At 64.6% G+C, this 12,944-nt stretch carries 8 protein-coding genes; 4 read left to right on the forward strand and 4 right to left on the reverse strand.

From position 1 onward, the window contains the following. The first annotated feature begins 280 nt into the window (after nt 1-280). The 3 genes from gltB (at nt 281) to hemE (ending at nt 7,425) form a co-directional block, all read left to right on the forward strand. The gene (gene gltB, locus IB273_RS24015; protein ID WP_151188548.1) at nt 281-4,726 is read left to right on the forward strand and encodes a glutamate synthase large subunit; all 4,446 of its coding nucleotides are present in this window, start codon (nt 281-283) and stop codon (nt 4,724-4,726) included. Nucleotides 4,727-4,753: 27 nt separating this feature from the next. Then, the gene (locus IB273_RS24020; RefSeq protein WP_138213938.1) at nt 4,754-6,172 is read left to right on the forward strand and encodes an FAD-dependent oxidoreductase; all 1,419 of its coding nucleotides are present in this window, start codon (nt 4,754-4,756) and stop codon (nt 6,170-6,172) included. A gap of 188 nt (nt 6,173-6,360) precedes the next feature. Beyond that, complete coding sequence (gene hemE, locus IB273_RS24025) at nt 6,361-7,425, forward strand: uroporphyrinogen decarboxylase (protein WP_081515426.1); 1,065 nt, start codon at nt 6,361-6,363, stop codon at nt 7,423-7,425. Nucleotides 7,426-7,798: 373 nt separating this feature from the next. On the opposite strand, the gene gabP is transcribed toward hemE, so the two are convergent. After that, nucleotides 7,799-9,190 (reverse strand): GABA permease, encoded by a 1,392-nt coding sequence (gene gabP / locus IB273_RS24030; protein ID WP_081515427.1) that lies wholly within the window; start codon nt 9,188-9,190, stop codon nt 7,799-7,801. Between the two features lie 243 nt (nt 9,191-9,433). Then, a complete protein-coding gene (locus IB273_RS24035) occupies nt 9,434-10,777 on the reverse strand; it encodes an MFS transporter (RefSeq protein ID WP_225610288.1) in 1,344 nt (447 codons plus the stop codon). Between the two features lie 245 nt (nt 10,778-11,022). On the opposite strand from IB273_RS24035, the gene IB273_RS24040 reads away from it, so the two are divergent. Then, entirely contained in the window at nt 11,023-11,916 is an 894-nt protein-coding gene (locus IB273_RS24040) for a LysR family transcriptional regulator (RefSeq protein ID WP_081515428.1), read from the forward strand. 139 nt (nt 11,917-12,055) lie between these two features. On the opposite strand, the gene IB273_RS24045 is transcribed toward IB273_RS24040, so the two are convergent. Next, on the reverse strand, nt 12,056-12,496 hold the full coding sequence (locus tag IB273_RS24045) for an excinuclease (protein ID WP_081515429.1): 441 nt from the start codon (nt 12,494-12,496) through the stop codon (nt 12,056-12,058). Nucleotides 12,497-12,523: 27 nt separating this feature from the next. After that, the gene (locus IB273_RS24050; protein ID WP_081515430.1) at nt 12,524-12,922 is read right to left on the reverse strand and encodes a hypothetical protein; all 399 of its coding nucleotides are present in this window, start codon (nt 12,920-12,922) and stop codon (nt 12,524-12,526) included. Nucleotides 12,923-12,944: the final 22 nt, after the last annotated feature.

The following is a 12,944-nucleotide window of genomic DNA, read 5'->3' on the forward strand; positions in this document are numbered from 1 at the left end:
AAACTTGCCGCTTGAGCGAGTAGACAGGCGAAGTGCTTGAAGAGGGTCTGCTGACGTTTCGTCATGGCCAGGGCCGGAACCGCCGCCACGTTGGGTAAGACGTGGCACCTCGCGCGGAACGGTCATTCCAGGTGAACCAGGGGCTACAACGGCGCTGCACGATAGATGCGGCCCGAGCCTTTGGGGTGCGCGGGAAACGAGCCTGCACGGCGAAACAGGGCGATGGCGAAACGTCAGCAGACCCTGGAATTTATAAAAGTTTTGCCGGTGAGAGTTCCCTATGAAAGCAGGTCTGTACCATCCTGAGACGTTCAAGGATAACTGCGGATTCGGTCTGATCGCCCATATGACGGGCGAGGCAAGCCACGAACTTCTGCAAACCGCCATCGAAGCACTGACCTGCATGACCCACCGAGGTGGGATCAACGCGGACGGGAAAACCGGGGACGGCTGTGGGCTGCTGATCCAGAAGCCCGACCAGTTCCTGCGCGCCGTGGCCCAAGAGTCCTTCAGCGCCGAGCTGCCCGCCCAGTACGCCGTGGGCATGGTCTTCTTCAACCAGGATCCGGTGAAAGCCGAAGCCGCCCGCGCGAATATGAATCGCGAGATCGAGCGCGCCGGCCTGAAGCTGGTCGGTTGGCGCAAGGTGCCGATCGACACCAGCGTCCTGGGTCGCCTCGCGCTGGAGCGCCTGCCGCAGATCGAGCAGGTGTTCATCGGCGGTGAAGGCCTGTCCGACCAGGAATTCGCGGTCAAGCTGTTCAGCTCCCGTCGCCGCTCCTCCGTGGCCAACGCCGAGGACGCCGACCACTACATCTGCAGCTTCTCGCACAAGACCATCATCTATAAGGGCCTGATGATGCCGGCGGACCTCGCCGCCTTCTATCCGGACCTCTCCGACGAGCGCCTGAAGACCGCCATCTGCGTCTTCCACCAGCGCTTCTCGACCAACACCCTGCCGAAGTGGCCGCTGGCCCAGCCGTTCCGCCTGCTGGCGCACAACGGCGAGATCAACACCATCACCGGCAACCGCAACTGGGCCCAGGCCCGTCGCGCCAAGTTCGCCAACGAGTGGATGCCCGATCTCGACGAGCTCGGCCCGCTGGTCAACCGCGTGGGCTCCGACTCCTCCAGCATGGACAACATGCTCGAGCTGATGGTCACCGGCGGCATGGACATGTTCCGTGGCCTGCGCATGATCATTCCGCCGGCCTGGCAGAACGTCGAGACCATGGACGCCGACCTGCGCGCGTTCTACGAATTCAACTCGCTGCACATGGAGCCGTGGGACGGCCCCGCCGGCGTCGTGCTGACCGACGGCCGCTACGCCGTCTGCCTGCTCGACCGCAACGGCCTGCGTCCCTCGCGCTGGGTCACCACCAAGAACGGCTACATCACCCTCGCCTCGGAAATCGGCGTATGGGACTACAAGCCCGAGGACGTCATCGCCAAGGGCCGTGTCGGTCCGGGCCAGATCCTTGCGGTGGACACCGAGACCGGCCAGCTGCTGCAGACCGAGGACATCGACAACCGCCTGAAGTCGCGCCACCCATACAAGCAGTGGCTGCGCCAGAGCGCGCTGCGCATCCAGGCCACCCTGGACGATGACCAGGGCGTTGCCAGCTACGACGGCGACCAGCTCAAGCAATACATGAAGATGTTCCAGGTCACCTTCGAGGAGCGTGACCAGGTGCTGCGCCCGCTCGCCGAGCAGGGCCAGGAAGCGGTCGGCTCCATGGGCGACGACACCCCGATGGCGGTGCTGTCCAAACGCATCCGCTCGCCCTACGACTACTTCCGCCAGGTCTTCGCGCAGGTCACCAACCCGCCGATCGACCCGCTGCGCGAAGCGATCGTGATGTCCCTGGAAACCTGTCTGGGCATCGAGCAGAACATCTTCGAAGAGTCTCCGCACCACGCCAACCAGGCGATCCTGACTACACCGGTGATCTCCCCGGCGAAGTGGCGGACCCTGATGAACCTGGAGCGTCCGGGCTTCGACCTGCACCATATCGACCTGAACTACGACGAGTCCGTCGGCCTCGAAACGGCCGTGCGCAACATTGCCGACCAGGCCGAGGAGGCCGTGCGCGCCGGCAAGGTGTTGCTGGTGCTGTCCGACCGTCACATCGCTCCCGGCAAGCTGCCGGTGCATGCGGCCCTGGCCGTCGGCGCCGTGCACCACCGCCTGGTGCAGACCGGCCTGCGTTGCGACTCCAACATCCTGGTGGAAACCGCCACTGCCCGTGACCCGCACCACTTCGCGGTTCTCGTGGGCTTTGGCGCGTCCGCGGTCTATCCGTACCTTGCCTATGAAGTGCTGGCCGACCTGATCCGTACCGGCGAAGTGCTGGGCGACCTCTACGAGGTCTTCAAGTACTACCGCAAGGGCATCTCCAAGGGGATGCTGAAGATCCTCTCGAAGATGGGCATCTCCACCATCGCCTCCTACCGTGGCGCCCAGCTGTTCGAAGCCATCGGCCTGGCCGACGAAGTCACCGGCCTGTGCTTCCCGGGTACCCCGAGCCGCATCCAGGGTGCGCGCTTCCTCGACATCGAGAACGAGCAGAAGCTGCTGGCGTTCGAGGCCTGGAACAACCGCAAGCCGATCCAGCAGGGTGGTCTGCTGAAGTTCGTCTACGGTGGCGAGTACCACGCCTACAACCCGGACGTGGTGAACACCCTGCAGGCCGCCGTGCAGCAGGGCGACTACGCCAAATTCAAGGAATACACCGCGCTGGTCGACCAGCGCCCGGTCTCCATGCTGCGCGACCTGCTCAAGGTGAAGACCAGCGAGCAGCCGCTGAGCCTGGACGAGATCGAGCCGCTGGAGTCCATCTTCAAGCGCTTCGACGCTGCCGGCATCTCCCTCGGCGCGTTGTCGCCGGAGGCCCACGAGGCCCTGGCCGAAGCGATGAACCGCCTGGGCGGCCGCTCCAACTCCGGTGAGGGTGGCGAAGACCCGGCGCGCTACGGCACGCTGAAGAGCTCGAAGATCAAGCAGGTGGCCACCGGCCGCTTCGGTGTGACCCCGGAATATCTGGTCAACGCCGAAGTCCTGCAGATCAAGGTGGCCCAGGGCGCCAAGCCTGGCGAAGGTGGCCAGCTGCCCGGTGGGAAGGTCAACGGCCTGATCGCCCGCCTGCGCTATGCAGTGCCCGGCGTGACCCTGATCTCGCCGCCGCCGCACCACGACATCTACTCCATCGAAGACCTCGCCCAGCTGATCTTCGACCTCAAGCAGGTCAACCCGCAGGCGCTGGTATCGGTGAAGCTGGTATCCGAGCCGGGCGTTGGCACCATCGCCGCCGGCGTGGCCAAGGCCTATGCGGACCTGATCACCATCTCCGGCTATGACGGCGGCACCGGCGCATCGCCGATCACCTCCATCAAGTACGCGGGTTCCCCGTGGGAGCTGGGCCTCGCCGAGGCGCACCAGACCCTGCGCGGCAACGACCTGCGCGGCAAGGTCCGGGTGCAGACCGACGGCGGCCTGAAGACCGGCCTGGACGTCATCAAGGCGGCCATCCTCGGTGCCGAGAGCTTCGGCTTCGGCACCGCGCCGATGATCGCCCTGGGCTGCAAATACCTGCGTATCTGCCACCTGAACAACTGCGCTACCGGCGTCGCCACCCAGAACGACAAGCTGCGCAAGGACCACTTCATCGGCACCGTGGACATGGTGGTGAACTTCTTCACCTTCATTGCCAGCGAAACCCGTGAGTGGCTGGCCAAGCTCGGCGTGCGCAGCCTGGAAGAACTGATCGGCCGCACCGACCTGCTGGAAATCCTGCCGGGCGAGACGCCCAAGCAGGGCAACCTCGACCTCACGCCGCTGCTGGGCAGCGACCTGATCCCGGCCGAGAAGCCGCAGTTCTGCGAAGTCGAGAAGAATCCGCCGTTCGACCAGGGCCTGCTGGCCGAGAAGATGGTCGAGCTGTCGCGCTCCGCCATCGAAGGCGCCAAGGGCGGCGAGTACGAACTGGACATCTGCAACTGCGACCGTTCCATCGGTGCGCGGATTTCCGGTGAGATCGCCAAGGTCCACGGCAATCAGGGCATGGCCAAGTCGCCGATCACCTTCCGCTTCAAGGGCACTGCGGGGCAGAGCTTCGGCGTGTGGAACGCCGGCGGCCTGCACCTGTACCTGGAAGGCGACGCCAACGACTACGTCGGCAAGGGCATGACCGGCGGCAAGCTGGTCGTCACTCCGCCCAAGGGCAGCCCGTTCAAGTCGCAGGAATCGGCCATCGTCGGCAACACCTGCCTGTACGGCGCCACCGGCGGCAAGCTGTTCGCCGCCGGCACCGCGGGCGAGCGTTTCGGCGTGCGCAACTCCGGCGCCCATGCCGTGGTTGAAGGTACCGGTGACCACTGCTGCGAATACATGACCGGCGGTTTCATCTGCGTACTGGGCAAGACCGGCTACAACTTCGGCTCCGGCATGACCGGTGGCTTCGCTTATGTCCTCGACATGGACAACACCTTCGTCGACCGCGTGAACCATGAGCTGGTGGAAATCCAGCGCATCAGCGGCGAGGCGATGGAGGCCCAGCGCAACCATCTGCGCAAGGTGCTGGTCGAGTACGTGGCGGAAACGGCGAGCGAGTGGGGCGCACATCTGCTGGAGAACCTCGACGACTACCTGCGTCGGTTCTGGCTGGTGAAACCGAAGGCCGCAAGCCTCGGTTCCCTGCTGACCAGCACTCGTGCCAACCCGCAATAAGCGCCTGAAGTTTGATGAGGTCTGAAAATGTCTGAACGTCTTAACAATGACTTCCAGTTCATCGAAGTCGGGCGCAAGGATCCGAAGAAGAAGCTTCTTCGCCAGCGCAAGCGCGAGTTCGTGGAAATCTACGACCTGTTCAAGCCGCAGCAGGCGGCTGACCAGGCCCACCGTTGCCTGGGCTGCGGCAACCCGTACTGCGAGTGGAAGTGCCCGGTCCACAACTTCATCCCCAACTGGTTGAAGCTGGTCTCCGAAGGCAACATCCTCGCCGCCGCCGAACTGTCCCACCAGACCAACACCCTGCCGGAAGTCTGCGGCCGGGTGTGCCCGCAGGACCGCCTGTGCGAAGGCGCCTGCACCCTGAACGACGGCTTCGGCGCGGTCACCATCGGCTCGGTGGAGAAGTACATCACCGACACCGCCTTCGCCATGGGCTGGCGCCCGGACATGTCCAAGGTCAAGCCCACCGGCAAGCGCGTCGCGGTGATCGGCGCGGGCCCGGCGGGCCTGGGCTGCGCCGACGTGCTGGTGCGCAATGGCGTGGCCCCGGTGGTGTTCGACAAGAACCCGGAAATCGGCGGCCTGCTGACCTTCGGCATCCCCGAGTTCAAGCTGGAGAAGCAGGTGCTCTCGCGCCGTCGCGAAGTCTTCACCGGCATGGGCATCGAGTTCCGCCTGAACACCGAGATCGGCAAGGACGTGACCATGGAGCAACTGCTCGATGAGTACGATGCCGTGTTCATGGGCATGGGCACCTACACCTACATGAAAGGCGGCTTCCCCGGCGAGGACCTGCCCGGCGTGCATGACGCGCTGGACTTCCTGATCGCCAACGTGAACCGCAACCTGGGCTTCGAGAAGTCGCCGGAAGACTTCGTCGACATGAAGGGCAAGCGCGTCGTGGTACTGGGCGGTGGTGACACCGCGATGGACTGCAACCGCACCTCCATCCGCCAGGGCGCCAAGAGCGTGACCTGCGCCTACCGCCGTGACGAAGAGAACATGCCCGGCTCGCGCAAAGAGGTGAAGAACGCCAAGGAAGAGGGCGTGAAGTTCCTCTTCAACCGCCAGCCAATCGCCATCGTCGGCGAGGACAAGGTGGAGGGCGTGAAGGTGGTCGAGACCCGTCTCGGCGAGCCGGACGCCCGTGGCCGTCGCAGCCCCGAGCCGATCCCGGGTTCCGAGGAAATCATCCCGGCGGAAGCCGTGCTGATCGCCTTCGGTTTCCGCCCGAGCCCGGCGCCGTGGTTCGACCAGCACCAGGTGGAAATCGACAGCCAGGGCCGCGTCATCGCCCCGGCGGCCTCGCAGTTCAAGCACCAGACCAGCAACCCGAAGATCTTCGCCGGTGGCGACATGGTCCGCGGTTCCGACCTGGTGGTGACCGCGATCTTCGAAGGCCGCACCGCCGCCGAAGGCATCCTGGACTACCTGGGCGTCTGAGTGCGTTCCATGTAGGGCGAATAAGGCGGAACGCCTTATCCGCCGTGGCGGATAACGCCTTTGGCGTTATGCGCCCTACATTGATGACGCAGCGACAAACTGTCGCGATAGACAAAAGGCACGGCACCCGCCGTGCCTTTTCTTTTGGGCTTTGCGAAAATACCCGCACTTTTTTGCCGGATGCCGTTATGACTGCCTTGAAGAACGATCGCTTCCTCCGCGCCCTGCTCAAGCAGCCCGTCGATGTCACCCCTGTCTGGATGATGCGCCAGGCCGGCCGCTACCTGCCGGAGTACCGCGCCACCCGCGCCAAGGCCGGTGACTTCATGAGCCTGTGCATGAACCCGCAGATGGCCTGCGAAGTGACCCTGCAGCCGCTGGACCGCTACCCGCAGCTGGACGCGGCGATCCTCTTCTCCGACATCCTCACCATCCCCGACGCCATGGGCCAGGGCCTGTACTTCGAAACCGGCGAAGGCCCGCGTTTCAAGAAGGTCGTCAGCAACCTGGCCGACATCGAAGCCCTGCCGATCCCTGATCCGGAAAAGGACCTGGGCTACGTGATGGACGCCGTGCGTACCATCCGCCGCGAACTGAACGGCCGCGTGCCGCTGATCGGCTTCTCCGGCAGCCCCTGGACCCTGGCCACCTACATGGTTGAAGGTGGTTCCAGCCGTGACTTCCGCAAGACCAAGGCGATGCTCTACGAAAACCCGCAGGCCCTGCACGCGCTGCTGGACAAGCTGGCGCAGTCGGTCACCAGCTACCTGAATGGCCAGATTCTCGCGGGCGCACAGGCGGTGCAGATCTTCGATTCCTGGGGTGGTGCGCTGTCGGCAGCGGCGTACCAGGAATTCTCCCTGGCCTACATGCAGAAGATCGTCGACGGCCTGATCCGCGAACATGAAGGGCGCCGTGTGCCGGTGATCCTCTTCACCAAGGGTGGCGGCCTGTGGCTGGAGTCCATGGCCAATACCGGCGCCGAAGCGCTGGGCCTGGACTGGACCTGCGACATCGGCAGCGCCCGCGCCCGCGTCGGCGACAAGGTGGCCCTGCAGGGCAACATGGACCCGGCGGTGCTCTACGCCAAGCCGGAAGCCATCCGCGCTGAAGTGGCGCGTATCCTCGGTGCCTTCGGTAACGGCAATGGCCACGTGTTCAACCTTGGCCATGGTGTCACCCCGGAAGTCGATCCTGCCCATGCCGGCGCCTTCTTCGAGGCGGTGCACGAGCTGTCGGCGCAGTATCACTGAGCCTGATGCTTCACTGAAAGGCCCCGCAAATGCGGGGCTTTTTTGTGGCTCCCTGTAGGAGCGGGCCATGCCCGCGATCCGCCGGCAGGGCCGGCGCTTTCTTTTGCTCTGGTGTTGCAGGTTTGCTGCGTTGGCTTGGGTGTTTCTGCACCGCTTCAGCGAGTCCTCCTGAACGGGGCATTCGGCGTGTGCTGATGTTTCTCTGGAAGATCTTAAGAGCCGGAGCATTGGCTCTTCGTAGGAGCGAGGGGGACACCATCGTTATTGTTCGCGAACCGCAAGGCACGACGTTCCACGACGCAATGAAAAAAGCCCCGCTCTGCAGCGGGGCTTTTTCGTTCCCTCATGGAGCTTCAGGCCCCATCAGAGTGCATCACGCAGCGTCGCCCACCAGGCCGGCGGCGCGCTGGGACTTGCGGCGGTTGGACACCAGCAGGCCGGAGCAGACCACCACGACGGTCAGCAGGGTGGTGGCGACCACTTCCATGCGATGGTCCGGGCGGATCAGCATGATCACCAGGGCACCGACGATGAAGAGGATCACCGCCCAGGTCAGCCAGGGGAACAGCCACATCTTCAGCTTCAGCTGGTGGCCCTGGGCGAGCAGCTTCTTGCGCATGCGCAGCTGCGACATGGCGATCACCAGGTACACCAGCAGGGCGATGGCGCCGGAGCTGGCCAGCAGGAAGTTGAACACTTCGGCCGGGGCCAGGTAGTTGGCGAAGGTGCACAGGAAGGCCATGGCGGTGGACAGCAGCACGGCGTAGACCGGGGTGCGGCTGGCGCTGGTTACCTGGGCGATCTTCGGTGCGTCACCGCGCTTGCTCAGCGAGTACATCATGCGCGAAGCGGTGTAGAGCGCCGAGTTCAGGCAACTGGTGACCGAGACCAGCACGATGATGTCGACGATCAGCTTGGCGTAGGGGATGTGCAGGTGTTCCAGCACGGTCTGGTAGGAGCCCATGCTCACCAGGCGCGGGTCGTTCCACGGTACCAGGCAGACCACGATCAGGATCGACAGCAGGTAGAACAGCGCGATACGCCAGATCACCGAGTTGGTGGCGCGGGTGATCTGCTGCTCCGGGTCCTTGGACTCGGTGGCGGCGATGGTGACGATTTCCGAACCCATGAAGGAGAACATGGTGGTCAGCAGCGCGGCGAGCACGGCGCCCCAGCCCTTGGGCAGGAAGCCTTCGCTGGTCAGGTGGCCGATGCCGGAGACTTCGCTGTTGGGCGAGAAGCCGAAGATGGCCGCGCAGCCCAGCACCAGGAAGGCAATGATCGAGACGACCTTGATCAGCGCCAGCCAGAACTCGAACTCACCGTAGTTCTTCACGCTGAACAGGTTGGTCACGGTCAGCGCGGAGGTGATCAGGAAGGCCAGCACCCAGATCGGCGCGCCGGGGAACCAGGCGTGGATGATCGCGGCGGCGGCGTTGGCTTCCAGCGGGATCACCAGGACCCAGAACCACCAGTACAGCCAGCCGATGGTGAAACCGGCCCAGTGACCGATGGCGCGGTCGGCGTAGGTGGAGAAGGAGCCGCTGTCGGGCTGCGCGACGGCCATTTCGGCCAGCATGCGCATCACCAGGACCACCAGCAGGCCGGCGACCAGATAGGAGACCATGACGGCCGGGCCAGCTTCGGCGATGGCGTGGCCGGAGCCTACGAACAGGCCCGCGCCAATGGCACCGGCGATCGAAAGCATCGTGACGTGACGATTTTGCAGGCCCTGGGAGAGCCCGGAAGAGGGGGTGCTGCTCATGCTTTACCTACAACTACGGAGGGAATTGCGTACTGCGGGAGTCGAGGTCCGTTTCAGGATTCCAACAAGTCGTTCAAGAAATTGAACGCAAGTATCGCGCCACATTCTGTTACGACTTAAGTTGTAGGTTGGGGTGTTTCTCTACGAGCCCCGTCGCAAAGGCATTGCTGAAAACGACATCCATGTCTTTGCACGACCGTTCCATGTCGTTTTCAGGCATGCAGTTTGTTTTGTGTGTAGAAACTACTCAGCTTTGTTGGGTGCGGGCAGGTCGCGCGGTAACACCGGCAGGCGCGCCAGGTGCAGGGCCACCAGCAGGCCGATGCCCAGCAGGCTGGCGATGAACAGGCCCACGCCGTTCCAGCCGTACTGGTGCCAGAAGAGGCCGCCAGCGGTGCCGGCGACGCTGGAGCCGGTGTAGTAGCAGAACAGGTACAGCGACGAGGCCTGGCCCTTGGCCTTCAGGGCGCGGCGGCCGATCCAGCTGCTGGCCACCGAGTGCGCGCCGAAGAAGCCGAAGGTGAACACCAGCAGGCCGACCAGCACCAGGGCCAGCGGTTGCAGCAGGGTGATCAGTACGCCACCGAGCATCAGCGCGATCATCGCCCAGAGCACCTTGCGCCGGCCCAGCTTGTCGGCCAGCGAGCCGACCCACGCCGAGCTGTAGATGCCCGACAGGTAGACCAGCGAGAGCACGCCGACGATGGCCTGGCTCAGGTGATAGGGCTCGGCCAGCAGGCGGTAGCCGATGTAGTTGAACAGGGTGACGAAGGCACCCATCAGCAGGAACGCCTCGAGGAACAGCCAGGGCAGGCCGGCATCGCGGAAGTGCCCGGTGAAGCCCTCGATGAGCCGGCGCGGCTTGAGCGGCGCCGGGCGGAAGTTCTTCGATTCGGGCAGGATGCGCCAGAACAGCAGCGCCGCCGCCAGGGCAAGCACGCCCAGGGTGGCCAGTGCCACGTGCCAGTTCACGTAGTCCACCAGCACGCCGCTGATCAGCCGCCCGCTCATGCCGCCAATGGCGTTGCCGCCGATGTACAGCCCCATGGACAGCCCGATGTGCTGCGGGTGGATTTCCTCGGAGAGGTAGGTCATGCCCACCGCCGCCAGGCCGCTGAGCGACAGGCCGAGCAGCGCGCGCATGGCCAGCACGCCGTGCCAGGTCGGCATCAGCGAGCTGCCGATGGTGAACAGGGCGGCGAGGACCAGCGAGGCGACCATGATCGACTTGCGCCCGATGGCGTCGGAGATCGGCCCGGTGACCAGCAGGCCGAAGGCCATGGTGATGGTGGAGATCGACAGTACCAGGCTGCTCTGCGCGGCGGTCAGGCTGAAGGCCCTGGACAGCACCGGCATCATCGGCTGCACGCAGTACAGCAGGGCGAAGGTGGCGAAGCCGCCGGAGAACAGCGCCAGCGAGGTGCGCATGAATTCCGGGGTGCCTTTCTCGATGTAGGTTTCGATCTCTTCGACGGCGCGCACCACGTCGCCGTTGGCTTCACGCGCGCTCTCGCGCAGATCGGGCAGCACCTCCGCCGGATCGTTGGCGGCGGACGGTTCTTGTACGACAGACGGCTGGGCCGCCATGGAATGTTCTTCCCGCAAAGCCCGCAGGGCAGGTTGACTCACGACACACCTCTGGATGGAAAAGCTGGGGTAGATGACAGCAGAGGACCTGGAGTGGCGGAAAAGGGCCCGCGCGGCCAGGCAAGGAGCAGGTTGGTAGTCGTTATTGGGCTTGTGTGGAAAGGATAAGGAGCGGGCTTTATTATTTCCAATATATTAATCGACACGTTTGAGTCGTTTTACGAATCGTTAATGGCGGAGGCTGGATGGAACTGCGACACCTGCGTTATTTCATCGCCGTGGCGGAAGAGCTGCACTTCGGCCGCGCCGCCGAGCAGCTGGGGATTTCCCAGCCGCCGCTGAGCCAGCAGATCCAGGCGCTGGAGGAGGAAATCGGCGCGCGGCTGCTGGAGCGCACCAACCGCCGCGTGGCGCTGACCGAGGCCGGCAAGCTGTTTCTCGACGAAGCGCGGCAGGTGTTGCAGCAGGTGGACCGTGCCGTCTTGCTGGCGCGGCGTGCGCATCAGGGCGAGATCGGCGAGCTGAAGGTTGGCTTCACCGCCTCGGCGCCGTTCACCTCCAGCATCCCGCGCGCCATCCTGGCATTCCGTCAGGCCTACCCGGACGTGCACCTGGACCTGCAGGAACTGAGCAGCGGGCAAGCGGTGCAGGCGCTGCTGGAAGAGCGTGTGCAGGTCGGCCTGATTCGTCCGATCCCGCTGCCGGAAACCCTGGAAGCCGTGGAGCTGTTCAGCGAGCCGCTGGTGGCCGTGCTGCGCGCCGATCACCCGCTGGCACAGGCCAGCCAGGAGGGGCTGGAGTTCGCCTTGCTGGCGGACGAGCCGTTCGTGTTTTTCCCGCGCAGCTACGGCACGGGCCTCTACAGCCAGCTGATGGCGCTGTCGCGGCAGGCCGGCTTCAGCCCGCGCATCGCCCAGGAAGCGGGCGAGGCGATGACCATCATCGGCCTGGTGGCAGCGGGGCTCGGTGTGTCGATGCTGCCGGCGTCGTTCCGCCGGACGCGGGTGGATGGCGTGGTCTATCGCACCCTAAGCGATCCGGGCGCAACCAGTTCGGTGTGGCTGGTGCGGCGGCGCAACGAGACGTCACGCCTGGCGCAGTCGTTCTTCGACCTGGTGACCCAGCAAATCCAGGCCTGACTCAGGCACATCGGCGGATAACGCCTGGGGCGTTATGCGCCCTACGGGTGGGCCAGATAACGTAGGGCGCATAAAGCGGAACGCTTTATCCGCCGATACCCAAAGCCGGGCACGGCGGACAGCGCTGCGGGACAGCGGCTTACTTGGCGTAGTCGGCCTTCAGCGCGACGCCGGCGATGACTGCGCCGGCGTGGCACTCGAACTGCTTGGCGTCCTTGTACTCGTTGCGCTTGTAGTAGCTGACGATGTTGGTCACGGCGGTGGCGCCGGCCTTCTTCGCCGAGTCCTGCAGGGTAATCAGTGCCGATTGCAGGGCCCAGCGGCAGGCTTCCTCGTCGCTCTTGTTGAAGGCGTTGGTCTTCTTGTTGGTGATGGCGCCGGACTGGACCACGTTCAGCTTGTCACCCGCCGGGTTGCCCGCCAGGTAGAACTTCACGCTGCCGTCCAGACGACCGGCCTTCACCGCCTCGGCGACGACTTCGTCGAAGGGCAGGTGCAGAGTGGTGTCGCGAGCCTGGCTGATGCCAGGGATGGACGCGCAGAGCGCGAGGGCGAACAGCCCGAGGGTCTTGCGTTGCATGGATCGACTCCTTGTCGATGAGGGGGATCAGTTGCTCGGCGGGGCGAGGTGCAGGTTCTGCAGGATCTTGTTGTTGAGGATGGCGACCCACTTGTTGTAGTTGCGGTGGATCTGCCCGTCCTTCTCGTCCAGGCCGCGGCTGCTGCGCAGCTTGATGGAGTACTGCTGGCTGCTGTAGGGAATGCTGACCTCGGCGTGGTGCCGCTCGCGCACGGTTATCTCGGCGTAGATCACGTTGCCGGAGTCCTGCTGCACGGTCCATTTCTGCTCTTCCAGCGCATCGTGGATCGCCGCCTGCACCTGCACCGAGGTGCGGTTGCTGTCCGGCGGCAGGCTCTGGTCGATGTTTTCCACGGGCTTGGTGGTGCAACCGACGGCCATCGCGGTGGCCACGCAGAGCAGCAGGCTGCGGATCAGTCGGGACATGGTTTGCTCTCCTTGCAGTGTC

The organism is Pseudomonas sp. PDM19, assembly GCF_014852215.1.
GTDB lineage: Bacteria > Pseudomonadota > Gammaproteobacteria > Pseudomonadales > Pseudomonadaceae > Pseudomonas.

Excerpts from the sequence above, each read along its gene's own strand:
- IB273_RS24045 (WP_081515429.1), bottom strand. The coding sequence starts at position 12,496 with ATGCAACGCAAGACCCTCGGGCTGTTCGCCCTCGCGCTCTGCGCGTCC.
- gltB (WP_151188548.1), top strand. The coding sequence starts at position 281 with ATGAAAGCAGGTCTGTACCATCCTGAGACGTTCAAGGATAACTGCGGA.
- IB273_RS24040 (WP_081515428.1), top strand. The coding sequence starts at position 11,023 with ATGGAACTGCGACACCTGCGTTATTTCATCGCCGTGGCGGAAGAGCTG.
- gabP (WP_081515427.1), bottom strand. The coding sequence starts at position 9,190 with ATGAGCAGCACCCCCTCTTCCGGGCTCTCCCAGGGCCTGCAAAATCGT.
- hemE (WP_081515426.1), top strand. The coding sequence starts at position 6,361 with ATGACTGCCTTGAAGAACGATCGCTTCCTCCGCGCCCTGCTCAAGCAG.
- IB273_RS24050 (WP_081515430.1), bottom strand. The coding sequence starts at position 12,922 with ATGTCCCGACTGATCCGCAGCCTGCTGCTCTGCGTGGCCACCGCGATG.
- IB273_RS24035 (WP_225610288.1), bottom strand. The coding sequence starts at position 10,777 with ATGGCGGCCCAGCCGTCTGTCGTACAAGAACCGTCCGCCGCCAACGAT.
- IB273_RS24020 (WP_138213938.1), top strand. The coding sequence starts at position 4,754 with ATGTCTGAACGTCTTAACAATGACTTCCAGTTCATCGAAGTCGGGCGC.